24 protein-coding genes and 1 riboswitch are annotated in these 26,501 nt (G+C 34.3%); of the genes, 18 read left to right on the forward strand and 6 right to left on the reverse strand.

Annotated features, from left to right (window positions below; translation table 11 throughout):
* The first annotated feature begins 74 nt into the window (after positions 1 to 74).
* From AB4Y30_RS05580 to AB4Y30_RS05605, 6 genes are all read left to right on the forward strand, one after another.
* Positions 75 to 1,856, forward strand: a complete 1,782-nt coding sequence (locus tag AB4Y30_RS05580; RefSeq protein WP_368654501.1) for an alpha/beta fold hydrolase — start codon at positions 75 to 77, stop codon at positions 1,854 to 1,856.
* Positions 1,857 to 2,014: 158 nt separating this feature from the next.
* Positions 2,015 to 3,655 carry an ABC transporter substrate-binding protein gene (locus AB4Y30_RS05585; protein WP_368654502.1) on the forward strand — a complete coding sequence of 547 codons (1,641 nt, stop codon included), beginning with the start codon at positions 2,015 to 2,017 and terminating at the stop codon, positions 3,653 to 3,655.
* 161 nt (positions 3,656 to 3,816) lie between these two features.
* Positions 3,817 to 5,250 carry an amidohydrolase gene (locus AB4Y30_RS05590; RefSeq protein WP_368654503.1) on the forward strand — a complete coding sequence of 478 codons (1,434 nt, stop codon included), beginning with the start codon at positions 3,817 to 3,819 and terminating at the stop codon, positions 5,248 to 5,250.
* A 214-nt stretch (positions 5,251 to 5,464) separates the two neighbouring features.
* Positions 5,465 to 5,698, forward strand: a complete 234-nt coding sequence (locus AB4Y30_RS05595; RefSeq protein ID WP_368654504.1) for an IDEAL domain-containing protein — start codon at positions 5,465 to 5,467, stop codon at positions 5,696 to 5,698.
* A gap of 243 nt (positions 5,699 to 5,941) precedes the next feature.
* Positions 5,942 to 7,330 (forward strand): class II fumarate hydratase, encoded by a 1,389-nt coding sequence (fumC, locus tag AB4Y30_RS05600; protein ID WP_368654505.1) that lies wholly within the window; start codon positions 5,942 to 5,944, stop codon positions 7,328 to 7,330.
* Positions 7,331 to 7,873: 543 nt separating this feature from the next.
* Positions 7,874 to 8,230: a YlbF family regulator gene (locus AB4Y30_RS05605; protein ID WP_368654506.1), complete on the forward strand. Its 357-nt coding sequence runs from the start codon at positions 7,874 to 7,876 to the stop codon at positions 8,228 to 8,230.
* Positions 8,231 to 8,288: 58 nt separating this feature from the next.
* On the opposite strand, the gene AB4Y30_RS05610 is transcribed toward AB4Y30_RS05605, so the two are convergent.
* Positions 8,289 to 8,474, reverse strand: a complete 186-nt coding sequence (locus AB4Y30_RS05610) for a YhzD family protein (RefSeq protein ID WP_368654507.1) — start codon at positions 8,472 to 8,474, stop codon at positions 8,289 to 8,291.
* Positions 8,475 to 8,743: 269 nt separating this feature from the next.
* On the opposite strand from AB4Y30_RS05610, the gene AB4Y30_RS05615 reads away from it, so the two are divergent.
* The 4 genes from AB4Y30_RS05615 to AB4Y30_RS05630 all read left to right on the forward strand — a co-directional run bounded on the left by AB4Y30_RS05615 (position 8,744) and on the right by AB4Y30_RS05630 (position 14,148).
* The gene (locus tag AB4Y30_RS05615) at positions 8,744 to 9,970 is read left to right on the forward strand and encodes an exonuclease SbcCD subunit D (protein ID WP_368654508.1); all 1,227 of its coding nucleotides are present in this window, start codon (positions 8,744 to 8,746) and stop codon (positions 9,968 to 9,970) included.
* Between the two features lie 2 nt (positions 9,971 to 9,972).
* Entirely contained in the window at positions 9,973 to 12,927 is a 2,955-nt protein-coding gene (locus tag AB4Y30_RS05620; RefSeq protein WP_368654509.1) for an AAA family ATPase, read from the forward strand.
* A gap of 19 nt (positions 12,928 to 12,946) precedes the next feature.
* Positions 12,947 to 13,894 (forward strand): 3'-5' exoribonuclease YhaM, encoded by a 948-nt coding sequence (yhaM, locus tag AB4Y30_RS05625; RefSeq protein ID WP_368654510.1) that lies wholly within the window; start codon positions 12,947 to 12,949, stop codon positions 13,892 to 13,894.
* A 71-nt stretch (positions 13,895 to 13,965) separates the two neighbouring features.
* Entirely contained in the window at positions 13,966 to 14,148 is a 183-nt protein-coding gene (locus tag AB4Y30_RS05630) for a sporulation YhaL family protein (RefSeq protein ID WP_368654511.1), read from the forward strand.
* A 69-nt stretch (positions 14,149 to 14,217) separates the two neighbouring features.
* Here the strand turns inward: AB4Y30_RS05630 and AB4Y30_RS05635 are convergent, their stop codons facing one another.
* The 3 genes from AB4Y30_RS05635 to AB4Y30_RS05645 form a co-directional block, all read right to left on the reverse strand.
* Positions 14,218 to 15,078 carry a peptidylprolyl isomerase gene (locus AB4Y30_RS05635; RefSeq protein WP_368654512.1) on the reverse strand — a complete coding sequence of 287 codons (861 nt, stop codon included), beginning with the start codon at positions 15,076 to 15,078 and terminating at the stop codon, positions 14,218 to 14,220.
* A gap of 260 nt (positions 15,079 to 15,338) precedes the next feature.
* Positions 15,339 to 15,707, reverse strand: coding sequence for a YtxH domain-containing protein (locus AB4Y30_RS05640; protein ID WP_368654513.1), 369 nt, complete (start codon positions 15,705 to 15,707; stop codon positions 15,339 to 15,341).
* A gap of 266 nt (positions 15,708 to 15,973) precedes the next feature.
* Entirely contained in the window at positions 15,974 to 16,405 is a 432-nt protein-coding gene (locus AB4Y30_RS05645; protein WP_368654514.1) for an HIT family protein, read from the reverse strand.
* A 333-nt stretch (positions 16,406 to 16,738) separates the two neighbouring features.
* On the opposite strand from AB4Y30_RS05645, the gene AB4Y30_RS05650 reads away from it, so the two are divergent.
* Entirely contained in the window at positions 16,739 to 17,488 is a 750-nt protein-coding gene (locus tag AB4Y30_RS05650; RefSeq protein ID WP_368654515.1) for an ABC transporter ATP-binding protein, read from the forward strand.
* Positions 17,481 to 18,701, forward strand: a complete 1,221-nt coding sequence (locus AB4Y30_RS05655; RefSeq protein ID WP_368654516.1) for an ABC transporter permease — start codon at positions 17,481 to 17,483, stop codon at positions 18,699 to 18,701. The genes AB4Y30_RS05650 and AB4Y30_RS05655 overlap by 8 nt, the downstream gene beginning before the upstream one ends.
* Positions 18,702 to 18,831: 130 nt before the next feature.
* Here AB4Y30_RS05655 and AB4Y30_RS05660 read toward each other — a convergent pair whose 3' ends face one another.
* Positions 18,832 to 19,266, reverse strand: a complete 435-nt coding sequence (locus AB4Y30_RS05660; RefSeq protein WP_368654517.1) for a ferritin-like domain-containing protein — start codon at positions 19,264 to 19,266, stop codon at positions 18,832 to 18,834.
* Positions 19,267 to 19,370: 104 nt separating this feature from the next.
* On the opposite strand from AB4Y30_RS05660, the gene AB4Y30_RS05665 reads away from it, so the two are divergent.
* The 4 genes from AB4Y30_RS05665 to AB4Y30_RS05680 all read left to right on the forward strand — a co-directional run bounded on the left by AB4Y30_RS05665 (position 19,371) and on the right by AB4Y30_RS05680 (position 22,291).
* Positions 19,371 to 20,042, forward strand: a complete 672-nt coding sequence (locus AB4Y30_RS05665) for a phosphatase PAP2 family protein (protein ID WP_368654518.1) — start codon at positions 19,371 to 19,373, stop codon at positions 20,040 to 20,042.
* 57 nt (positions 20,043 to 20,099) lie between these two features.
* Positions 20,100 to 20,282: riboswitch (Lysine riboswitch) on the forward strand.
* A gap of 114 nt (positions 20,283 to 20,396) precedes the next feature.
* Positions 20,397 to 21,281, forward strand: a complete 885-nt coding sequence (gene dapA / locus AB4Y30_RS05670) for a 4-hydroxy-tetrahydrodipicolinate synthase (protein WP_368654519.1) — start codon at positions 20,397 to 20,399, stop codon at positions 21,279 to 21,281.
* Positions 21,282 to 21,378: 97 nt separating this feature from the next.
* A complete protein-coding gene (locus AB4Y30_RS05675; protein WP_368654520.1) occupies positions 21,379 to 21,804 on the forward strand; it encodes a disulfide oxidoreductase in 426 nt (141 codons plus the stop codon).
* Between the two features lie 7 nt (positions 21,805 to 21,811).
* Positions 21,812 to 22,291, forward strand: a complete 480-nt coding sequence (locus AB4Y30_RS05680) for a thioredoxin family protein (RefSeq protein WP_368654521.1) — start codon at positions 21,812 to 21,814, stop codon at positions 22,289 to 22,291.
* A gap of 81 nt (positions 22,292 to 22,372) precedes the next feature.
* On the opposite strand, the gene AB4Y30_RS05685 is transcribed toward AB4Y30_RS05680, so the two are convergent.
* Positions 22,373 to 22,870 carry an antibiotic biosynthesis monooxygenase gene (locus AB4Y30_RS05685; RefSeq protein ID WP_368654522.1) on the reverse strand — a complete coding sequence of 166 codons (498 nt, stop codon included), beginning with the start codon at positions 22,868 to 22,870 and terminating at the stop codon, positions 22,373 to 22,375.
* 185 nt (positions 22,871 to 23,055) lie between these two features.
* Between AB4Y30_RS05685 and AB4Y30_RS05690 the strand changes: the two genes are divergently transcribed.
* Together AB4Y30_RS05690 and hemE are read left to right on the forward strand one after the other, a co-directional pair.
* Entirely contained in the window at positions 23,056 to 25,218 is a 2,163-nt protein-coding gene (locus tag AB4Y30_RS05690) for a transglycosylase domain-containing protein (RefSeq protein ID WP_368654523.1), read from the forward strand.
* Positions 25,219 to 25,344: 126 nt separating this feature from the next.
* Positions 25,345 to 26,379 carry a uroporphyrinogen decarboxylase gene (gene hemE, locus AB4Y30_RS05695; protein WP_368654524.1) on the forward strand — a complete coding sequence of 345 codons (1,035 nt, stop codon included), beginning with the start codon at positions 25,345 to 25,347 and terminating at the stop codon, positions 26,377 to 26,379.
* Positions 26,380 to 26,501: the final 122 nt, after the last annotated feature.

The raw sequence follows: 26,501 nt of genomic DNA on the forward strand, positions 1-26,501 counted from the left end.
ATAAGAAATAGACATATTATTTTACAAGCATCCTGTGATTCAGGGTGCTTGTTTTTAGAGGAGAGTGGATATAGATGAATACAGATGAAAAGCTACTAGCATATTTAACAGCAAAATCAGCATATCAATCAAAAGCAATATCAAAGGAACAAGGTTTTACTTTCATCTCCAAAATAACTGGTATTCCTCAAATATGGACATTAAACGGCAAAGGAGAACCAGTACAATTCGCTGAATTGGAAGATAGGGTTTTAAGTGTGTTTCACTCACCAAATGGAAAACAGACGGCAGTTGGTATGGATCATCACGGAAATGAAAAACAACAATTATATTTAATAGAAGAACAAGGAAAAGAAGTATTCTCCCTTATCAATGAGCCAGATTATTTTCATCATATTGGCGGCTGGTCTCCTGATGGTGAGAAAATAGTGTTCTCAAGTAATCGTAGACATCCAGGACATTTTGATTTGTTTACTGTTGATGTAGTATCCAAACAAGTAACAAAGCATTTTGAATATGACGGGAATCTTGTACCTATTGGTTGGTTGCCAAACGGAGAAAGTATTTTAATAAAAATACGAGAGACAAATATTGACAGCTCTATTTACATTTATCATATAGCTTCTGGAAATAAAGTGAAAATTGGAAAGGATCAGGTGCTTGGTCGCTACGATGGAATAAAAGTAACAAAAAATGAAGAGAAAGCATATCTCCTTACAGATGTAGAAGAAGAGACAGTGTATATTGGTGTTGTTGACTTAAAGCAGCCAGAGAATATTGAGAAGGTTGTTCATGTAGAAGGATGGGATGTAGAAGAAATAAGCTTGTCTCCAAATGAAGAGAAATTAGTGTATACATTGAATGAAGGTGGTATTTTTAAATTATATTCACTAGATTGTACAACTGGTATAAAAGAGAATTTGGAAATAGCATCTAAAGGAGTTATTGATTCTATTTCGTGGTTAGATGATGAAACATTTATTTTTACGATGATTTCTCCAGTATCTCCTGGTGATATTTGGAAATATTCATTTGCAACAAATCAATTTGAACGTTTAACCTATATTAGTCAATCAGAGGTAGAGAAAGACTGGATAGAACCAGATATATGCACATTCAAGTCATTTGATGAACTTGAAGTGCCATATTTCTTTTACGAAAAAGAAAAAACAGCAAACCGACCGGTTGTTATTTATGTACATGGTGGTCCAGAAGGGCAAACTCGTGCAGAATACAATCCTGTGATTCAATTTTTAGCAGACCAAGGATTTGCAGTTGCAGCTCCGAATGTTCGGGGAAGTAGTGGATATGGTCGAACCTATATTAAGCTAGATGATGTTAGAAAACGGATGGATTCTGTGGCAGACTTGGCATGGTTAGTAAAGGATTTAATTTCTACACATCAAGTGGATCCGAAAAAAATTGGAGTTATGGGAAGAAGCTATGGTGGATTTATGGTATTAGCGGCATTAACACATTATCCAGATTTATGGGCAGCTGGTGTAGATATTGTCGGAATTTCTCATTTTAAAACGTTTTTAGAAAATACAGGGTCATGGCGTCGTCGTTTACGCGCCTGTGAATACGGAACATTGGAGGATGATACAGATTTCTTTGAAGAGATTGCACCACTAAATCATTCTGAGCGTATTCAAGCACCTTTAATTGTTTTCCACGGGCGAAATGATACACGAGTGCCCGTTAGTGAAGCAGAACAGCTTGTTGCGGATATGCAATCTCGTGGTCAAACTGTTGAATTCACCGTGTTTGAGGATGAAGGACACCAAACGGAAAGAATAGAAAATCATATTACAATGAACAGTGAAATCATTCAGTTTCTAAAAAAATATTTATAATTAGGATGTAAAGACGAATTAGCTATAAAAATAGCAATTCGTCTTTTTTGAGAAAGAATTATGGGAAAAAAATAAAAATTAACAATTGACTTTATACTTGGATATATTTAAGATGATATGTATATATTTTTTAAAAAGGAAATGGGAGGGGTATGAACATGAAGCAGAGACAGAAAAAATTATGGTTATTTGCCTTATTGATTGTTGCGCTATTTTTATTCTCAGCTTGCAGTAGTACTGACGAAGATGCAGGAACAGATACTAAAGGCGGAGAAACAGAAGATCAAAATGATGCTAATGAAGAGGAAAATAATGGAGAAAATGAAAGCGCTACCAATACAGGGGGAGACTTAAATATTGCTGTAAGTGCTCAACCACCAACTTTAGATGCTCATATGACTACAGCAACTGTAGCGCTTGATGTGTCACGAAATATTTTCGAAACATTAGTAGCTGCAAACGAAAATCATGAATCTACACCAATGTTAGCGGAATCTTATGAAATTAGTGATGATGGGTTAACATATACATTTAAACTACGTGAAGGAGTAAGCTTCCATAATGGACAAGAAATGAAAGCTGAAGATGTTGAAGCATCAATGAATAGATGGCTTGGGCTTTCGGCACGTGCTAAGACGCTTTTGGAAGGATCAGAATTTGTAGCAACAGACGATTATACAGTTGAGCTACGATTAGCAGAAGTAGCTTCTGATACGTTGGATATCATGGCTGGTCAAGGACAATTTCCAGCAATTATGCCAAAAGATGTTATTGAATCAGCTAGTGAAGAGGGAGTTCAAGAAATCATTGGGACAGGACCATTGATGCTAGATGAATGGAAACAAGACCAATATGTTAAATTAACTAAATTTGAAGATTATGCAATGCGCGAAGAGCCTTCAAGTGGGTTTGTTGGGAAGAAAGAAGTACTTGTAGACAATGTATACTATCATATTGTAATAGACTCAGCTACTCGATTGGCAGGATTGCAAACAGATGAATATCATTTAGCAGATTCCATGCCATATGATAACTATGAGATACTGCTTAATACGGAAGGTGTAGAGACACATGTGCTTCTAGATGGGTCATTAAATATGTTCTATAACAAGAAGGCTGGAATGATGGCTGATCCTAAGATGAGGCAAATGATAAATGCAGTAGTAGAATCAGATTCTGTAATGCGTGCTAGTTTCGCTAATGAAGATTTATATATATTAAGTAATAGCTTCATGAATCCTGAACAGGTAAATTGGGCTTCAAATGCTGGTGAGGAATCATATAATCAAAATGATCCTGAGAAAGCGAAGCAACTAGCAGAAGAGCTTGGTTATGATGGGGAAGAAATCCGTATGCTTGCGACACGTGATTATGATCACCATTACAATGCCTCCATTGTAATAAAAGAACAATTGGAGCAAGCTGGATTTAATGTATCTTTAGAGGTTTATGACTGGCCAACATTATTACAAAAGCGTGATGAGGAGGAGAGCTGGGATATCTTCTTTACAGGTACAGGATATGTTACAACACCATCACAATTATTAGTATTGAGTAAATCCTATGCAGGCTGGCCTGATGATGAAAAAGCGGATCAGCTATTAGATGAAATTCGTAGTTCCTTAGACCATGAAGATGCTAAAGAAAAATGGGATGAATTACAAGCTTATTTATGGGATGACTATGTATCTTCTACATTGTTTGGACATTACACACGAATTATTGGAGCTTCCGAAAATATAGAAGGCTTCACTGCCTTTGAAGGTATCATTCCTTGGAATGTTTCGATTAAAGAATAAGTAATGAAATAGAAGCACTTTCGTTTATGGCGAAAGTGCTTTTTAAATTTACTCCTGAGAAATTAGTAAACTTGTATCTATTTGCTTAATTATTTATAATTAAATGAGTAGACAAATGTTTTGAACTACTTAAACTTTGTATGAAAAGAAGGGATCTAATAATGAGTAATGACCATGTAAGAGAATATTTAGAGAGCAATGAAGATACTTTTTTTAAAGTAAGTAAATATATTTTCGAACATCCAGAAATTCGTTTCCAAGAGCACGAATCAGCGACATTTTTTGCAGACGAATGTGAAAAGGCAGGCTTTACAGTTGAACGAGGCGTAGCCAATATTGAAACTGCATTCGTAGCTACATATGGAAGTGGGAAACCTGTTATTGGATTTTTAGGAGAATTTGATGCGTTATCTGGTTTAGGACAGCAAGCTTTTGAAACAAAACCAACTCCAGATGGAAATTCTGCAGGTCATGGTTGTGGACATAATTTATTAGGAACAGGTGCATTTGCTGCTGCATGTGCGGCAAAGGACTATTTAGAGAAGAATAATCTTCCAGGAACTGTAAAATTCTTTGGTTGTCCAGCTGAAGAAGGTGGATCAGGTAAGACATATATGGTAAGAGAAGGTGTATTTGAAGGTGTTGATATTGCACTGACATGGCACCCATCTCCAGCAAATAGCATTATGAGTGCTTCTAGTTTAGCAAACTATCAAGTTTATTTTAAATTTGAAGGAGTTTCATCTCATGCTGCTGCATCTCCTCATTTAGGACGAAGTGCATTAGATGCCGTTGAACTGATGAGTTCAGGAGTAAACTACCTACGTGAGCATGTTGTTCCTGAAGCAAGAATGCATTATGCATATACAAATACAGGAGGAATTTCGCCGAATGTTGTTCAGCCTGTAGCAGAGGTTCTTTACTTAGTTCGTGCACCTCATGTGAAGCAAGTGGATGATATCTTCAAGCGTGTTGTGAAAATTGCTGAAGGTGCGGCATTAATGACAGAAACAAAAATGACAATGAAATTCGATAAAGCATGTTCGAACTATATTCCAAATCGTGCACTTGAGAAAGTTCTATATCAAGGCTTATTAGATTCTAAGGTTGAACCACCAACAGAGGAAGAGGAATCTTTTGCTAAGGCAATTTGGGAAACCTTAACACCTGGAGAAAAGGAAAGTTATGTGGACGGGCTAATCGGCTTTGGATATGCAGGTGATGGCAGTGAGTTTGAAGGGAAATATGTTTGTGATTCTATCTCACCATATGAAGCGATGGACTCAGCATTACCTGGTTCTACTGATGTAGCAGATGTTAGCTGGGTTGTTCCAACAGCACAGCTCTCAGCAGCAACTTCTGCATTAGGTACACCATTACACACATGGCAGATGACGACACAAGGTATTGGTACATTTGCGACAAAAGGAATGTTAAGATCTGCTGAAGCAATGGCGAAAGCAGCTATACATTTATTCGAAAATGAAGAGGATTTTAAAGCTGTAAGAGCAGAATTCGAGGAATTTCAAGCGAAAAATCCTTATACTTGTCCAATTCCTGCAGATGTTCAACCTACTATTTTACCGAAAAATTAAAAATGAAAAGCAAGGATTAGAATATTTAAACCGACTTCTGGAACTTATATCTAGAGGTCGGTTTTTTTATCGTAATTTACACTTTAAAATCTAAGTTAGATGATAATTAGCCAACAATTAATCGTCTTTATAAGTGATATTTCGTTTTGTTTTTCTCTTGCAATTATTCTAAAGATTTAGGATAATAAAATAAAGGGATGAAAGGGAGAGTTCCATGAAAAAGCAAAAAAGGCCTTATCTATTTATTATGTACACTGGTCAGCCTATTCATGCTCGAAGAGAAATACCATACGAAATAAAATTAACAACTCGATTACTATTAGATGAACTGTGCTTTCAGTGGAATAAAACAAGATTAGAAGAAGCTATCAATGAATCCCTTGAAACAGGTAATCGCGCAGAATTTTATCAATTAAGTGAAGCATATCGTTTAACAATAAGAGAATAATGTTCAAGCCTCATTTCAATTAGCTTATAGCGATGGAATGGGGTTTTAATTTTTTACGAGTTGTAAAGCCATCATCTCTATTAGGTGGAAGGAGAGGCTCGCCAATGAATCCAGTCTTACTTTGCCTAGGTTCCGTAAAAAAAACTATTTCAAAAAATGAAAAAGAATAAAGAAACTATTCATTATGAAAAAATTTGGTACAATAGAAGATGATGGTTATGATGATAAAGGAGGAAAATACATATGGAGTTTCGTATTGAGAAAGATACATTAGGAGAAGTGAAAGTACCTGCTGATAAATTCTGGGGTGCACAGACAGAGCGTAGTAAACAGAATTTCCCAATTGGAAATGAGAAAATGCCTCAAGAAATCATTCGTGCGTTTGCAATTTTAAAACAAAGCACAGCGAAAGCAAATTGTGAATTAGGCCTTTTAGATAAAATCAAGGCAGATGCAATTACGTATGCAACAGAAGAAATTCTTGCCGGAAATGTAGACGATCATTTCCCATTAGTAGTATGGCAAACAGGTAGTGGAACACAGTCTAACATGAACGTCAATGAAGTAATCGCATTTGTAGGAAATAAGTGGTTAGAAGAGCAAGGTAAAGAAGAGCGTATTCATCCAAATGATGATGTAAACAAATCACAAAGCTCTAATGATACTTATCCAACAGCTATGCATGTTGCATTTGTCTTAAAGCTAGAGGATTATATGCTACCAGCAGTTAAGCAATTAAAAGGTACACTAGAAGAAAAAATGAATGCATTTATGGATATTGTTAAAATCGGACGTACACATTTACAGGATGCGACACCATTAACATTAGGTCAAGAAATTAGTGGTTGGCACCGTATGTTAGAAAAAGCAGAAGTGATGATTCAGGAAAGTGCAAATCACTTAAAAGAATTAGCAATTGGTGGGACAGCTGTAGGAACAGGCTTAAATGCACATCCTGATTTCTCTAACCTTGTATGTAAAGCAATCTCAGAATATACAGGGAAAGAATTCACGTCTGCGTCTAACAAATTCCATTCTTTAACAAGCTATGATGAAGCAGTTTATGCACATGGGGCATTAAAAGCACTTGCTGCAGATATGATGAAGATTGCAAATGACGTAAGATGGTTAGCTAGTGGTCCTCGTTGTGGTATTGGTGAAATTACTATTCCTGCTAATGAGCCGGGAAGCTCAATCATGCCAGGTAAAGTAAATCCAACTCAAAGTGAATCTGTTACAATGGTTGTTACACAGGTAATGGGAAATGATGCAGCAATTGGATTTGCAGCAAGCCAGGGTAATTTCGAATTAAACGTATTCAAGCCAGTTATCGCATATAACTTCTTACAATCTTGTCAAATACTAGCAGATAGTATCGTGTCATTTGATCTTCGTTGCGCACAAGGTATTGAAGCAGATCGTGAGAAAATCGAGAAGAATTTAAATGATTCATTAATGTTAGTAACTGCATTAAATCCGCATATTGGTTATTACAATGCGGCTAAAATTGCACAAACTGCATATGAAGATAATGCTACATTAAAAGAAACTGCTGTTAAACTTGGTTTATTAACAGAAGAAGAATTTGATAAATTTGTTATTCCAGAAGAAATGACATATCCAAAAGCATAAAAGCAGCTAAAAGTGGTTGGGACAAAAGAAGATTTTAACTCAAAAACTGAACAATGTATAAATGAGGTGTAAAAAACTTATTACCTTCTATTGTAATAAGGGATTCGCACATCATGGGAGCAATTATTTGCTTCATAAATGTTTAGAGTTTGTTGGGTTAAAGGTCTTTTGTTCCAACCCTTTTTTGGTATCTTAAAAAATATAAAAGTTTTTCCAAAATTAATTTTTATGCAGAGATAGCGCTGTCTAGCTCCAAGCGCCAAAAACTACGAGATTTCGCGTCACGCCCTACGATAAGTCAACATCGGCTCTGTTTTATAAGGAAACCGACTAAAACCAGGCTAAAGCCTAACGTCGGATACCCCTAAAGGGGCATGTTTCCTTTATCTTGGTTGTGCCACTCCAATCTCTATGTTTTTCGACGCACAGGACGTTGTGCTCGTGACGTCACGTTTTTAGCCTGTAACGGCGCGCTCTACGCTTTTCATTATACAGCCAAGCTTCGTTTTGTTATAGTGGAAAAAGACAAAGGAGGGTGAAAAAATGTCAAATGTATATGATCAAGCATATTTATTGGAGAAAGCAGTTCGCGAAAGCGATGGCTATCAAAATTTAAAATCCGCTTTTGAAACGGTTATGGGTAATCCAGAATCTAAAAAACTATTTGAGGATTTCCGTAATACTCAAATCCAATTACAAGAAAAACAAATGCAAGGCGCAGAAATCACAGAAGAAGAAGTAGAAGCTGCTAAAACAGTTGTAGAAGCAGTGCAGGCACATGATTCTATTTCTAAATTGATGGAAGCAGAGCAACATTTAAATGTGATTATTAATGAAGTAAGTGGAATCATTATGAAACCTTTAGAAGATTTATACGGAGCTCCTGGTGAACAGGAATAGTTAAATCAAAAAATATCCTCCTATCTCATTTCTGAGCAGGAGGATATTTTTTGATTAATTAACGATGAAAGAGCAAGAGCTTTCCATCAGAGGAAACACAACGATGTGTTCTTTCAGCGTTACCTGACTCCAACAATAATTGTTTACCTAATTCTTTTGCCTTTTCATGATTTTCTGCTGTAAATGTCTCTTCCAATAACTTTTTCCCAGTTTTATCAAAAGCAGTTAATATGTATTTATCCATAGTCATTCCCCTTTCTCACAAATCCGCTGACAGTAATGATTCCTTTAAAAGAGTGTTAAAAAAGTTCATCTACTTAACCAATGGTGATTCTTTTTTGAACACACGCTTTAAGGAAGCTTCTATGATGATATTGTATCATTATTTGGAAAAGATGAAACATTCTTTTGGATAAATTCCCTTGAAATAAGATAGGAACGTGCATTCGTAGTGCTTGTTTGATAAACTAGAGAAAACATAACTCGATTTTCTAAATAGAAAGTGTGAAATAAATGACAAAAGAAATTTCCTTTATTCATGCAGCGGATCTCCACTTAGATAGTCCTTTTATCGGCTTGGCAAATTTACCTGAATTTATTTATCAAGCGATAAAAGATAGTACTTTTCAGGCTTTGGACAATCTTGTGCAAGTAGCCATTGAAAAGCAGGTTGATTTTGTTCTGCTTGTAGGTGATTTATTTGATAATGAAAAACAAAGTATTAAGGCTCAGATGCGATTGCGAACGGCTTTTGAAAAACTATCTCATCATCAAATTCCAGTATATCTTTCATATGGAAATCATGACTTTATAAAAGGAAATAAGTATAGGATAACATTCCCAGAAAATGTATTTGTTTTTCCTTCAGAGCAAGTTGAATTTTTTATTTATAAGAAAAAAAGGCAGCCGCTAGCTACAATTCATGGGTTTAGCTATGAAACGAGAGCTGTAACGACAAATAAAACGATTGATTATATAGTAAATGAGGAACTTTCCTCTATTCCATACCATATTGCGATGCTGCATGGGAGTGTAGAGCAGACAAAAGAACATGATACTTATGCTCCATTCCAAATATCGGAATTAAAGCAGAAACCTTTTCATTATTGGGCATTAGGGCATATTCATAAACGACAAATTTTAAGTGAACACCCTCCAATCATCTACTCTGGTAATATTCAGGGGAGACATCGGAAGGAAACAGGTGAGAAAGGCTGCTATCATGTAACGTTATCTGAGTCCGGTGCAGATTTTTCTTTTATTTCTTTAGAGGAGATTCAGTTCATTCATATAGATGTGGATTTAACAGAGATAAATAAGATTGATGAAGTGGAAGAGGTAATGACTTTGGAAATGTCTAAACTTCCTGAGCAAATGAATTATTTAATAGATCTTCAGTTGAAGATTGATGATACAGAAAGACCAGACTGGCAAGAAAAAATAACAGAAGTACTGGATTGGTTAAATGAACAGCAAGAGACAGAGGATTGGAAGTATATTTTTCGTACGAGATATCATGTACAAAGGAAGAATGATGATTTAGCTGGTAATCATTTTATTGGTGAATTAATTCATCAATTTGAAGATATCCCAATAGAAAATTACTTAAATGAACTTCTTACTCATCCAAAAGGAAAGAAATATGTATCTGATTTTTTAGCCACTCATTCTAAAGTACTGTTAAAAGAAGAGGCAAAGCAATTGCTAATTCATGAACTCTTGTATAAGAGAGGTGAATAAAGTTGAAATTTGTTAAGGCGACAATTTTTGGCTTTGGAAAATGGTCCAATTATTCTATTGATTTCACAAAGGATTCCTTTATTTGTATCGTTGGAGAAAATGAATCTGGAAAATCAACTTTACAGAAATTTATTCAGTTTATGCTATTCGGATATCCTCCTAAGAAAAGGAAAAAATATCGTTCCAAAACATCAGGAGCTATGGGAGGTAGATTAACTGTAAATGATCCAGAAATTGGAGAATTTACAATCGAAAGAATTGACGAAGTGCATAATGGTGCTGCTATTTGTATGATGGAAAATGGAGAAAGATATGATGAATCATGGTTAAAGGAAAGAATGAAGGGACTTACGGAAAATATATATCGATCCATATTTTCATTCACAGCGCTTGATTTACATACAATTAATGCAATGGATGATCATGATTTAACAGAAATTTTACTTGGGATTGGTCTAACCGGTTCTAGTGAGATCTACGTCACGGAAAAATATTTAGATAAAGAATTAGGTATTCTCTTTAAAAAGTATGGATCTAAACCAGAAATCAATCAACAAATAGAGAAATTAAATGCTCTAGAGAAGAAACAAGAGGTCTTAAGAAAAGAAGAAGAAGTCTACCAAGAGCAAAAGCATCAAATGGAGAAACTCAAAGAAGAAATCATAGATATCCAAGCGCAATTAACAGAGATAACACAGGAAAAGGAAACAGTAGAAAAACAATTACATGTGTTACCGATGCTAAAAGAGTACCAACAGGTGAAAAATGGCTTGCGAGAAGATGTCGATATGCGTTTTCCTGAAAAAGGCTTAGAACGTATAGAGAATCTGAAAAATAAGTTTCTCTCCTTACAAAGTGAATTAGCCATGTTAAATAGTACACTTAGTAGCCATCAAACAGCCTTAGAAGAAAAACAAGAACACTTAATAGAAGAATCTATTTTCCAGGAGATAGAAGCTGTTTGGTATCGCAAAAATGATATCCTTGAAAATGAACAACAAATCATATCATTACAGAAACAAATAGAACGTATAGATTTGCAGCTAGATTCTTTATTGAGAGAGCTGAATCTTGATATAAATAAAAATAATTTAGAGCAGTATAAAATCTCCTTTCAGCAAGAGAAGCAGTGGAATAAATTAAAGCATGACACAGAGCATGTTTTAAAAGAACAACAGCAATATGAAAATGAAATAGAAGCAGTGAAAAGACAAAGAAATTCTTTATTGAATGATATGTTTACATTAGAAGCAGAGCTGCTGGACGAAGAAGAATATCAAAATTTATCTGCCAAATTACAGGAATATCATCAGCAACAATCACATCAGCAGGACATTAATGTTGCGATAAATAAATGGACGAACAAACGAACACACCAATGGAGAAGAACAAAACAAATACTAATTGGCAGTATTTTATTCGGTGGAATATTAACAGTACTCGCATATTGGTTCTCCATCTCCTTTTTATACAGTATTGCAGGTATTGTTGCCATTATAGGAGTTGGACAATGGTGGATGCAGAGGCAATGGATTTCAGAAACCGATAATGTTTTGCAGACAAGAACAGATGGTGAACTTGATATTTCTATTGAAGAATTGCGTAGCTTGGAAGCTAAATTAAAAAAATACGAAGCACGAAATGAAGATTTAAAAGCGAAGCAACAACAGCTTGATCGTGTGGAAAGTGATTTAATTCGCTTAGAGGAAAAATTAACACAAATAAATAAGCAGTTAACTCATTTAAAGCAGGAGAAGGAAGTCATATGTGAAGCGTATCCTTTTCTAGAGGCGGTAGCAGTTGAATACTGGCCAGATGTGTTTCATAAAGTGCAACGAATTCAACATATAGATAGCGATAAAAGGCAATTAGAAAACCAATATAGTGAGTTACTCAAGCATCAAGAGGAAAATGTTTCTGAATTAGCTCAGATTATGAAGCAGCTAGGTGAAGTAGAGCAAATAAATAACTTACAAGAAAACGAAGTTAATATTAGAAATGGAATAAAAAAGTTGGAAAAATGTGTTCAGGAACAAAATGAACTGAAAAAGTTGCAAAGACATTTTGCGCAATTGATTCAAGAAGAGATGGAGAAGAAACAAGCATTACAAAAAAGTATTCATATTTATAAGACAGAAATAAACCAATTATACCAAGAGACAGGTGTAGATTCAGAAGAAGCGTATTATGAAAAAGCAATTCAAGTAAATCGTCAAAAAGACCTGCTGGATAAACATACCTTATTAACACAGCAACTTTCTCTCTATTTTCAGAAAGCTGATTGGCAGGCTTATGCGAAAGAGAGCTTTACAGAGTTTATGTTAGAATCACAGCGTAATCAAATAATCGAAAAAAGAGATATAAAGGAAAAAATACTAGCAGATAAACAGCAAGAATTAGCAAATTTACAGGCCAAAATAAAACAAATAGAAGCTTCAGAAACTTATTCAAATAGTATTCATCAGTTTCAAATGGAGAAGGAAAAGCTTTATGAGCTAACAAGGAAGTGGGCTGTTCTTAAAATAGCTAATGAAGTTTTACAAGAAACAAAAAGAGAGTATCGTGATAAATATTTAACTGATATTATAGAGAGAACAACAGTATTTTTCTCACGATTAACAGGAGAAAAGTATGTGAAAATTATTGCGCCAAAAGAAGCAGAAAAGTTTAAAGTAATCGATCAAAAGGGTACTATTTTTATAGTAGATGAGTTGTCGAAGGGGACAATTGATCAATTACACATTTCATTAAAACTAGCAATTAGTCAGGTAATGAGCGAGTATTTTCAACTTCCGATTATCATTGATGATGCATTTGTTCATTTTGATGGGGAAAGAGCGAAAAAAATGTTTGATATTTTACGAATGATTTCTAAGCAACAGCAAGTATTGTATTTTACTTGTCAGGAACAATCTACGACATTTCTAGAAGAAATACATTGTATGAAGATACATTAAGAAATGGAGGAGGGGGAGCATGAAGATGGGGATTGGAGAGCTAGCAGTAGGAGAAAATTTTGAAGGATTTTTATTAATAAGAGAAGCGAGTAAAAGCGTTGCGAGCAATGGCAAGCCATTTTTAACACTAATTCTACGTGATCGTACAGGTGAAATAGAAGCAAAGCTTTGGGATATCACAGATGAAGATGAAAGCACATTTACACAAGAAAAAATCGTGCAAATTACTGGAGTAATTAATCAATTCCGTGGGAAAAACCAATTGAAGATTAGTACAATTCGACCAGCAAGTGTAGCGGATGGTGTTAAGGTTTCAGATTTTATTGAGAAGGCTCCAATTGAGCAGGAAGTAATCATGGAGAAATTAACAGAGATTATTTTTGAAATGAAAAATCCAGCAATCCAAAGAATTGTACGTGCATTTATTAAGAAATACCAAGAAGAGCTACTTGTGTATCCAGCAGCAACCAAAAACCATCATGAATATGCATCTGGCCTGGCACATCATATCGTGAGTATGTTAGCGCTAGGTAAAGAAATTTGTCGTCTTTACCCACAATTGAATCAAGATCTATTATTAGCCGGAATTATTTTACATGATCTTGGTAAAATTCATGAATTATCAGGTGTTGCTTCAACGACTTATACATTAGAAGGTAAATTATTAGGACATATCACCATGATGGTAGAGGAAATTGGAGAAGTTGCCAAAGAATTAAAAATCGAAGGTGAAGAGGTACTTTTATTAAAGCATATTGTACTATCACATCATGGGAAATTAGAGTGGGGAAGCCCTAAGACCCCTTTAATTCAGGAAGCAGAAGTTCTCCATTTTATTGACCAACTAGATGCGAAATTAAATATGATGCAACGCTCGTTAGTTAAAACAAAGCCAGGAGAATTTACGGAACGAATTTACCCAATGGAAAATCGCTCCTTATATAAACCATCGATAGAAAATGAATAGAAACCGTTCTATCTTTTCCAAAGCTAGCATATATGTTAGCAAGTCACTAGGACAAGGGAGGATAGTAAATAATGGTTACAATTCCATGGTGGATATGGCTTATCGTGCTAGGCGTTTGTTTTTCAGCTTATATGACTTTTCGAACTGCTCGAGAAGAAAAACAAATAGAGATTCAATTTATTGAAGAAGAAGGTAAGAAATATATGGAAAGAATTGCAGAGGAAAGAAAAAAACGAGGGCTAGTAAAAGAATAAAAATCAAATAGAAACCACCCGTCCTTGATCAACAACTAACAGTTGAATCAAAGTGGGTGGTTTTATTTATTATCCTTCAGTATTAAAAAGTTGTTCAAACTCTTCAATTTTTATATCGATTTTAGCATCATCTAGAAGTTTAGCGATTTTTTCTTGAGCTTCTTCTGGATTAACTTTATTGTTAATTAATTCACGTTTAATTGCTTCTTCACGATCTTCAAAAGCTTCAACATCTTCTTTTTCACGTTTATCATTCACTTTAATGATATGGAAACCATATGAAGTTTGTACAGGTTCACTAATATCACCAGCTTCTAACGCGAATGCTGCATCAAAGAATTCAGCAACCATGTCGCCAATTCCAAAGTACCCAAGTTCTCCGCCTTCATTTTTATTAGCTTCATCTGTAGAATGTTCTTTTGCTAATTCAGCGAAATCTGCACCACCATTAAGTTCTTCTTGAATTTCCAGTGCAGTAGCTTCTTCTTCTACTAAGATATGTTGAGCATCAATTTCGGTATTTTCTTTGTCATACTGTTCTTTAATTTCATCTTCAGTAACTTCAATGCCTTCTGTCATAGCAGCTTCTTGAAGAAGACTTGCTTTCATAAACTTCCTTAATTCGTCTTCATTTGAAATACCTTGTTGTTGAAGGACCATTTCAAATTGGTCACCTAATTGTTCTTTAATTTCTTCTACTCTTTCATCTACATCACTATCTGATACTTCATACTTATCTTCTAGAATTTCTAGTGTCACCATTTCACGTAATACAGACTCTCCATAACGGTCTTTTAGTTCGTTGTAGAAATCGTCTTTCGTAATATCTCCGGCATTGGATGAAACAACAACTTCATCATCATTAGAACTACAAGCTCCTAATGTTAATAAACCAGCGGAAAATACTGTAGCAATTATTAGTTTCTTCATTTTTTAACACTCCTATATTCTGTGATACTTGTATAACCTCTTTTTTAAATAGATAAAAATAGATTATGTTTAGATGTTAAAAATATTCCATTTTATCTAGATTGTCTTCTGGATACACAAGTACTACTTTACCAAAAAACAAAGCTTGTGAACAGTAGGAATAGAAAAATTAATATACGAGTAATAAATTCCACAGTTTTTCCACAAAGTATTTAGTTTGAGGAGATTTTTAGTCAAAAAGAAAAGATTGAGCGGATGGCTCAATCTTGTTTGGTGTCCTTTAATTTATCTTCTAATTCCTTAATACTTGTTTCAATCTGTTCTAGGTATTGATGGATGTTTTCTTGATGAGGTTCTACAGAAACTTTCCATTCTTCAATAGAGCTTTTCATATCTTTTGTTAACTCACCAATTAATTCAATTCCTTCTTTGGAAGTTTTGGTAATTTGATCTTTTAAATGGATAACATCTTGGATAAACTTGTTCATTGTATTTTTCCAATCTGCACTTTGTTCACGAACTTGTTGGCGCAAAACTTTCCCAGAAGATGGCGCACTTAATAAGGTTGCAACAGCAGCGACAGATCCTCCAACTAAAAACCCTATTAATAGTGATTTACCTTTAGCCATGATTAATCCTCCTTTAGTTATAAATACCATTACCCGAATTAATATCTAATCAAACGAAATGACCAAATCTAATAAAGGTTACGTATAGTTTTACCAGTTTAGCATATGTATACTTGAAAAGAGGTCGAAATAAAAGTATTTTATAGACCATTCTGGCGTTGCTTCATACTTTTTGAATATTAATAGCATGATTATTATAGCAAAAAGAAATACTAGTGGAAAGAAGGCTTTTCACTACTTTCTAGCTATAGGTCATACTTGATACATTAATTTGCTACATTCTTATTAATTTCTTGAGCGATATGTTGTAGGTCATCCATGGAATAATCATCTGCATGGGTTTTCCAAATTGCCGAGAAGCCTTCTTCTTCACTATATTTAGGTAGAAGGTGTAGATGGAGATGGAACACTTGCTGGTTCGCCGCAGCTTCATTATTATTCAATAAATTCATACCGATAGCACCGTATGTGTCCTTAATCGCATTGGCAATCCTCGGTACTGCAGCAAAAAGATTACTTGCAACCTCTGAAGGTGTATCATATAGGTTTCTTGTATGTTGTTTAGGAATCACAAGTGTATGCCCTTTAGTAACCTGACTAATATCTAAAAATGCATACACATGCTCATCCTCATACACTTTCGCTGAAGGAATCTCTCCTTTAATAATTTTACAAAAAATACAATCCTCATGACTCATTAAGAAACAGCTCCTTATCATAAATAAGTATTCTTTCAATGTAGCAATGTTGGATGAAATTCGTTCATTGCTCTCCTACATTTTCTAATATAAATTTTAGCATATTTAGGAAGAAAGAACACGTTTTACATAGGAAGAGAGATAAGATGGTAATTTTTGTGCTTATTAAGTAAAAATGCTAAGATTTGAATAGATTTACCTTCATTCACAGGTAAAAAATGGAATATAATTATGCTAGGGTGTAATTACTGAATAAGACAAAGTTTTCAACCTAACTTACAAAGTGCAATTTTATTGTATGGCATGGAGCAGTAAAAATAAGGAGGATATTTTATGACATCTGTACCTTTATTACAAATCAATCATCTTCATGGTGGATATACACATAAAAATGTTTTACATGATGTATCTTTTGATGTCTTTCCAAAAGAAATTGTTGGATTAATCGGTTTAAATGGAGCGGGTAAAAGTACAACAATTAAGCATATCATTGGCTTATTACAGGCAAAACAAGGAGATATTTCAATTGACGGGCAGACTTTTGGACAAGACTCAACAGCATATCGTAAGAAATTTGCCTATATTCCAGAAACGCCTATTTTATATGAAGAGTTAACTTTGCATGAGCATTTGCGCATGACTGCGATGGCTTATGGGCTTTCAGAAGAGGAGTTTGAAAAACGTTTACCACCATTATTAAAAGAATTCCGCCTAGAGCGTCAAATAAATTGGTTCCCTGTTCATTTTTCTAAAGGGATGCGACAAAAGGTAATGATAATGTGTGCTTTTTTGATTGAACCACCATTATATATTGTGGACGAGCCCTTTGTTGGTTTAGATCCACTAGGCATTAATTCTTTTTTACAATGGATGGAGAAAATGCGTGATCATGGATCAGGTGTATTAATGTCAACGCATATTTTAGCTACTGCAGAAAGATATTGTGATAAGTTTATCTTAATGCATGAAGGACAAGTAAAAGCGTATGGTAATTTGGAAGAATTACGTGAACAGTTCCAAATGCCTAAAGCAACCTTAGATGATTTATATATTGCATTAACAAAGGAAGATCATTATGTTTAATCCACTTCTTTTGTTTAATGAGCGTTTATCAAAACATTTTAAAGAAACAAGTCGCTATTTACGTTATATTTTTAATGGTCATACTGCGATTGCCATGTTTTTTCTGGTTTCAGCGATTTCGATTTATTACCAGCAGGGGTTACAGCACCTACCAGAGAATTTCCCAACAGCATGGTTGATTGGGATTATTCTTGGGATAATGGTGACTTTTATTCCTGTACGAACATTTTTGCAGGAACCAGATATAGTTTTTCTAATGCCTGCTGAGCATAAAATGGGGCCGTTTTTTAGAAAAGCTTTATTTTATAGCTATATTGTCTATGCTTTTTTTATGGTTTTTCTTATTGCCGCTCTAAGTCCTTTATATTTTCATTCTTTTCCAGAACAAAGAGGAATCGACTTCTTACTGTTGATTATAGTAGTGTTTATTTTTCAAGGCTGGAACTTATTAGTGAATTGGTGGATGTTAAAAGTAAGAGATATGCGTAAGCGCAGAATAAATCAAATCATTCGATTAGTAGTTAATGTTGTAGCATTTTATTTTATGTTTCAAGGACATTTGCTTTATGCAGCAATAGCGACAGTTATTATGATTGGATTGTTTTTATATGCATACCGAATAGGACAGCAAAGCAAAGGAATTGCCTGGGAAGATTTAATTTCTCGAGATCGCTATCGTATGCAATTTTTCTATCAAATAGCGAATATGTTTACGGAAGTACCACATGTGAAAAGTAAAGTGAAGAAACGAAGTTGGTTAGTAAATCTAATTGCTAATGTACCATTTCAAAATAAATATACGTATGCATATTTATATCGTATTACCTTTGTGAGAAGTGGGGATTACTTTGGAATGTATCTTCGACTAATCATTATTGGGGCTTTATTAATTTATTTTGTTCCAAATGAATGGTTGAAAATCATTTTTGCATTATTATTCTTATATTTGAGCAGTTTCCAGATGGTTGCTCTAACCTTTCATTATCGTACAAATATTTGGCCGGATTTATATCCAGTAGATAAACAAAATCAGCAAAAATCATTAAGTGCATTGTTCTTTCAGCTTGCGGTTATACAAACTATTATTTACAGTATAATCTTCTTACTTATCGGCAATTATTTATTTGCGGCACTTACATTAATTGTTGGAAGTATATTTAGTAGTTTATTTACAAATTACTATGTAAAAGCAAAACTAAAGAAAATACTCTAATATAGAAAAACATTTGTTTTCAGTAAAATACTTGATGCGCTATTGCAAGCATTTACTTATAAACAAATGTTTTCTTTTACTATATAAAGCGGAGAGTAAATATCTCCGCTTTATAGTTTTAAATTTATATTTAAGAAGCTAGTCTAGGGTCTTGTAGCAAACGTTCAATTTCTTCTTTATGATGTGTTTCATCAGAAATCATATCTTCTAACTGAACAACTAGCTCTGTCATTTTTAGCTCTTCAGCCAATTGTTTTCTTGTTTCATATCTTTCAATAGTCTCTGTTTCAGCTTTCAAAACAGCTTTTAATAAATCAGTTACATCAGTAGGTTGAGGTGGCGCTACTGCTGTTGTTGTAGGCGTTCCTCCTAGTGATTTGATTTTCTCAGATAAGTATAGGGCATGTCCTTGTTCATCTGCAATCTCACTTTCGAAAAAAGGCTTCAAAGCGGAACGATATAAGCCAGATACAACGGAAGCGCTATAGGTGTATTGAATCATGGCACCATATTCATTAGCTAAATCTTCATTTAATCCTTGGATCAATTCTTGTAATTTTTCCATAATATCAATTCCTTTCGTCATTGTGTACACTAACATTATTCCCGAAACATATAAAATGAAACATTAAAACAGCACATTAGAAACTTTTACTGGGAGGAAAGTACATGCGAAGAAATAGAGCTATATTTATCGTTGTATTTGTATCATTACTTATTGCTGGAGTAGTTACCTTTTTCGTCATGCTAAGTGATGGAGTGACAGCAATCGATCAATATATAATAAATATGGTAGATACGATAGATTCACCAGCTTTTCATTCATTTATTATGTTTATTACAAAATTAGGTTCACATGTTTTTTTGATTCCATTTACTTTAGTAGTGATGTTTTTCTTGTATTGGTTGTACCGTGATTGGTTAACACCTCTAATATTAGCAGTTGGAACACTGACAGGATTGATATTAAATAGAGTAATAAAAGTACTTGTTGCTAGAGAAAGACCACAAATTTTAGCTGAAGCAGACGCAGAAGGTTATAGTTTTCCATCTGGTCATTCGATGATACCAATTATTTGTTATGGATTATTGATGTGTTTTCTCATATTACATCCAAAAACAAAAGATTGGAAAAATATATATATGATTTTCTTTCCAATACTAATTGTAACTGTCGCATTTAGTCGTGTGATGTTAAACGTACATTATTTTACAGATATTGTAGCTGGATTAATGCTTGGATTGAATTTGGTTATTCTCTTTTTTGCTATCTATCGTTATTTACGAAGAGACAAGATTTCTGAATGGTCGATGGATAGAGAAAGAAAAGAAACCCCTTGATACATATCCGCTTTTTTGTTATATTAAATGAGTAACTAATTGAATAGAAATTTTTGTAGTGAGTATGGAGGAGCAATTTTCAAAAGTACAATTATAGGAGGGAAATGAGATCCTGTTGAATATATTGAAAAGGGGAAATTGCCGAAGCTATAAGGAAATCTCATGTTCTTATTGCTGGGTCTACATTGAAGAAATGTAGGACTGTCATATAGGTAAACTATATGGAGGGCTATCTTACGCTTGGAAACGTATCTTTCTTAATTATAATCTGTTTCTAAAGCAACAACGAATCCCTCGTTGTTGTTTTTTGCGTTTAATGATGGTGCCCTTACACTAAATAAGGGTGGGGAAAATATGGATTTCGGAAAAATTATTACAGCAATGGTGACTCCATTTGATTTAAACGGAGAGATTGATTATCCAGCAACTAAAAATTTAATTAATCATTTAATTGCAAATGGTTCAGACGCAATAGTTGTTGCAGGAACAACAGGAGAGAGCCCAACACTCTCTTTTGAAGAGAAGCTAGCATTAATTCGATATACAGTTGAGGCAGTAGATGGTCGGATAAAGGTAATTGCTGGTACTGGTTCTAATAATACTAGAGAGTCGATTATTTTAACTAAGAAAGTAGAAGCGCTTGAAGTAGATGGAATCATGCTTGTAACACCATATTATAATAAGCCTTCTCAAGCAGGAATGTACGAACATTTTAAGGCAATTGCAGAAATAACACATTTACCAATTATGCTTTATAATATTCCAGGTAGAAGTGTTGTAAATATGGAAGTGGATACAGTTGTAGCATTATCAAAAATTAAAAACATTGTTTCCATTAAAGAAGCAAGTGGAAATTTAAATGCTATGGCTGAAATAATAGAAAGAACCCCAGAGAGTTTTACTTTATACAGTGGAGATGATGGTTTGACCTTACCAGTTTTAGCTATTGGTGGCGCAGGAGTTGTGTCAGTTGCTTCACATGTAATAGGAAATCAAATGCAAGAGATGTTCAGCAATTTTGAAACTGGTCAAGTTAAAGAAGCGGCAAAAATCCATCGTCAATTATTACCATTCATGGAGGCGCTATTTTTCACTCCAAGTCCAACATCTCTTAAAGAAGTCTTAAATACAATGGATATTCCTGTAGGGAGTGTTCGTTTACCACTTGTGCCATTGAATAAAGAAGAGAAACAAGTGTTAAAAAAGTATATACAATTTTTAATAAAAAAAGCTAGCTAAATATGACAAAAAAGAGAAGATTACTTCTCTTTTTTGTTTTTTATATGTTAAAAATGTATAATCGAAATATATTTGTAGATGAAGGAGTATATCCGCTGTGAATGAATCAAAACGTAGTGAAACAATCCTTTTACTAATTTGGACACAAGCAGTTTTAGCTACTTTAGGAAGCCTGTTTTATTCAGAAATAATGGGTTATATTCCTTGTGAGCTATGTTGGGTACAACGAATTTTGATGTATCCACTTGTCATTATCTATGGTGTAGCATTATGGAAGAAAAATATCCAAATTGCGATTCCTGGAATTATTTTTAGTGTGATTGGTATGGGTGTATCAATTTACCATTATGCACTTCAGAAGGTACCAGCATTACATGAAGCGGGAGCAGCATGTGGGAACGTGCCATGTAATATGCAGTATGTGAATTACTTTGGGTTTATTACAATACCATTTTTAGCAGGAACAGCTTTTATGGTTATCACTGTATTACATATTTTTTTATGGAAGTATTCAAGGAGGTAAATGAAGTATGAAAAATAAAATGTTATTAATTGTGGGGGCTATTGTTTTACTCTTTGCTGCATTATACTTTGTAGTCAATTATAAGAATGAACAAGCAGTTGAAAAGAGTGGGAATCCATATGAAAAAGATAGATTAAACCAAGCAACAATTGATCAATTAAATGATCCATTATATCAAAATCAAATTCTTCCAGAGGATTTAGAAGAAAAGATTGAAAATAATGAAGATGTAACGGTTTACTTCTATAGTCCAGTATGTGTTCATTGTCAGCGAACAACACCGATTTTAGTACCTGTGGCAGAAGAGCTAGATGTTGATGTAGTGAAGCTAAATCTATTAGAATTTGAAGAGCCTTGGAATACTTATGATATTGAAGGAACTCCAACAATTATTCATTATAGTAATGGTGAAGAAGTAGCTCGACTTTCAGGTGAAAAAAATGAAGAGCAGATAAGAGAATTTCTTGATATCTATGCAGTTCAGTAAATTGATATAAGATCAAATAGAAAATGACTTTCCAGTATATAAATATTGCTGGAAGGTCATTTTTTATGAAGAGAAAAGCATTTATTCTTCTAAAATTGTCATTGTATAGGTGGCATGAAAAGGTCTTTCAAGGAAATAAGCTGGAGGCATTGTTTTTGTTGGGTCATGTAACTGCGTATATGACTCAGAGCTTTTCCATAATTTAAAGCTTTTTTCAGAATTCCATTGTGTAATTACTACATACATATTTCCTTTTCGAGGTTTTAATAAGCGAAAGGTTTGAAATCCTAAAAAATTTTGAAGGCTACTCAGATTGCGCTTGAAATGATCTTCAAAGACAGGTTTTCCTTCATCTGCAACAGGAATATGATTCATGCTAACATATCCTTCTTTTTGCATTTGACCACTCATTGTAAGTACCTCATATGCGCGTCCAGATGCAAAGACATTCTTTTTTTCATTTTCATAATAGAGCAGTGTATTCGTAGCATTACTCATTAAAGAAAAACTAATATGTGGATATTTATCTAATAATTTAATAAGAAAAGAAAATGTACCTGTTGTCATAAATGCTTTCATATTTATCCCTCCAAATATGGATATCCTTTCAATCGATGATGTCCTTTATTCTACATATATTATACCCCAAAACGGTTATCTATTAGCTTTATATTTCCTAATTTTCCCTGAAAACAGTATTTTGATTTCTTTTAGATTCTCTTCTCCTGTCGTATAATGGTGATATTGTATAGAAGGGGAGAAAAATGAAAGAGAAAATAATCGATTTTTGTCAAAAAAACAAAAAGTATATGCTCTTTAGTCTTGCTTTTATTGTACTATTTGCTGTTTTAGGTTATTTATTTATTCTATTTGGCGGTCGACTTGTGGTAGATGAAAAACAGCTTTTATTAGATGCTACAACGACCATTGAAACAGCAGATGGAACAGTTGTTCATGAACTATATAATGAGCGAAGATACCCAGTAACTTTAAATCAAGTACCTGAACATGTACAGCAAGCTTTTGTCGCTGTAGAGGATGTTCGTTTTTACCAGCATGCAGGGGTTGATTTTAAATCAGTCTTACGTGCTGTATACCGTGATGTGATTGCGATGAATAAAGTAGAAGGTGCTAGTACCATCACTCAGCAATTATCAAAGAATTTATTTTTGCAGAACGATAAAACATGGATGAGAAAAACGAAAGAAGTAATGGCAGCTATTTATCTAGAACGAAATTACACAAAGGAAGAAATTTTGGAACTTTATTTAAATAAGGTGTATTTTGGACATGGTGTTCATGGAATAGAAGCTGCTTCTAGAAAATTCTTCTCCAAAAGTGTGGAAGAACTAACTATAGCAGAAGGTGCGCTTTTAGCTGGAATTGTAAAATCGCCATCAGGTTATTCACCAATTGATCAAGCAGAAAATGCATTAACACGAAGAAATGTTGTCTTAGCGTCAATGAATAATGCTGGAATGATTAATCATGAAACATTAAAGATGGAGCAAGGGAAAACGCTCGGTTTAAATCTAGAGGAGAGACCAAATCAAACCTTTGCAGCTAGTTATATTGATTTAGCTATTGATGAAGCTGCCAGCAAATATCAATTATCATTAAATGAATTAAAAAGAGGCGGCTATCGAATTATTATTCATATGGATGAGCTTATCCAAAAAACAGCTTATGAAGAATTCCAAAACGACGTGTATTTCCCTGGAAATACAGAGGGAGTAGAGGGATCCTTTGTTATGATGGATGTAGAACGGGGGAATGTTGTTGCAGCGATTGGTGGTCGAGATTACCAATATGGTGATTTAAATCGTGTCCTTGTAAAAAGACAACCAGGTTCCACCATGAAGCCAATTGCTGTGTATGCCCCAGCGATGATGCAAGAAAATTATACTCCTTATACAATTCTGCGTGATGATCCTCAAAATTATGGGGATTATGTGGCAAGTAATGTAGATGGTCAATATGATGGCATGGTGACTGTTTATGATGCAGTTGTAAAATCCAAGAATGCTCCTGCAGTATGGCTACTTAATGAAATTGGTATCTCGCATGCGAAAAGCTACCTACAAAAGTTGGGTATTAATATTCCAGATGAAGGACTTGCTATTGCTTTAGGTGGACTTTCAGAAGGGGTAACACCGATGGATATGATGAAAAGCTATCGTCCCTTTGCTCATCGAGGACAGATGATTGAGCCAAATGTTATTAAAGAAATTATTAATCAAAGAGGAAATGTTGTTTTTGAAGAAAAGAAATTAACAGTAGAAGTATTTAACGCACAGGTTGCTTGGAATATGACGAGCATCCTTTTACACACTGTTGAAACAGGGACAGCAAAGGCTGGCAACTACCGTAAGGAGCTTGCTGGAAAAACGGGTTCTACACAGCATCCCTTTGTTTCAGGAATGACAAAAGATGCCTGGTTTGTCGGATATACACCAGAATATGTAAGTGCATTATGGATGGGATATGATGTTTCAGACAAAGATCACTATTTAACAGGTGGTAGCTCCTATCCAACAGAACTAACGAAGAAAATTTTGTCGGAAGTTGATGCAAAACGTCCACTTCAGGAGAAATTTGTCAAACCAGATACAGTGATAGATCTGCCTAAACCAATTCAATTACCAGAAATAAAAGATGTAGAAATACATTATTCCTTTGGGATATTTCCATTTATAAAAGGTAATATTACATGGAATGTAGATCACGCCGATGAACGAGTTGTATATCGAATCTATCGGGAAACAGAAGGTATTGATGAACGAATAGGAGAAGTTGTAGGAGAGAATTCTTTTACTATTGATGATATATCTATTTTCGAATCAGAGAAATTTTATGTTGTTCCATATGATTCAAATACAAAAATAGAAGGAAATCCATCGAAAGTGGTTATACTGTCTGTTAAATGAATCAAATTTATGACAAATAGAGTCCTTTACTATACAGATAACTTAATTATCGCTATAGTAAATTGAGGAATGTTCAAATCCAATCGTGGGTTGGAGTTTTGAGAATATATTAAAAGGATTGAGAATATGTCGCAAAAAATTAACGATACGATTATTAGAGCATATCGTGGAGAAAAAACAGAATACACACCAGCTTGGTATATGCGTCAAGCAGGACGCTCACAAAAAGAATATTTAGAAATTCGTCGAAAGCACACATTATTTGATATCACACATAATCCTGAATTATGTGCATATGTGACAAGACTTCCAGTAGAACAATACAATAATGATGCAGCAATTTTGTATAAAGATATTATGACTCCACTTCCGGCAATTGGGATGGATGTTGAAATGAAACCAGGAATTGGTCCTGTTATTGATAAACCAATTCGAACAAAGGCAGATATTGAACGCCTTGGAACAATTAATCCAGTTGAAGATATTCCATATGTATTAGAAACAATTAAGCTCTTAACGGAAGAGCAGCTTAAAGTACCATTGATTGGATTCAGCGGTGCGCCATTTACATTAGCTAGCTATATGATTGAAGGGGGACCTTCAAAAAATTATGGAAAAACAAAAGCATTTATGTACAGCCAACCAGATGCATGGTTCCTACTTATGGACAAACTAGCTGATATGGTAATTCCATATGTTAAGGCGCAAATTGATGCTGGAGTTTCGGCAGTACAAGTCTTTGATTCTTGGGTTGGTGCACTAAATAGCGCAGATTATCGAAATTTCATCAAGCCTGTAATGCATCGTATTTTTTCAGAGTTGAAGAAGGAAAATGTACCGTTAATTACATTTGGTATTCATGCACGTCATTTATTACCAGAGTGGAATGATCTACCTGTTGATGTTATTGGTTTAGATTGGCGTACATCTATCTCTGAGGCGCGTGAATTAGGAGTAACAAAAGTATTACAAGGAAATCTAGATCCGACTATTTTGTTGGCGGATTGGGAAACAATTGAAACACGTACAAAAGCTATCTTAGATGAAGGTATGAAGGATGGTAAGCATGTGTTTAATTTAGGGCATGGAGTTACTCCAGATATTAAACAAGATACTTTGAAACGATTAACAGAACTAGTTCATACGTATTCAAAAAGATAATGATTCATAATGAGTATAAAAAAGAACGGATACGAACATACGAAAGCATACTTCACCAGAAGAAAGCGACAGTAAACGTAATTCCGTTCTTCGGTGTGAAAACGAAAAACACAAAAATTGTA

It is taken from the genome of Ornithinibacillus sp. 4-3, assembly GCF_040958695.1.
In the GTDB taxonomy this organism is placed as follows: Bacteria; Bacillota; Bacilli; order Bacillales; family Amphibacillaceae; genus CALAMD01.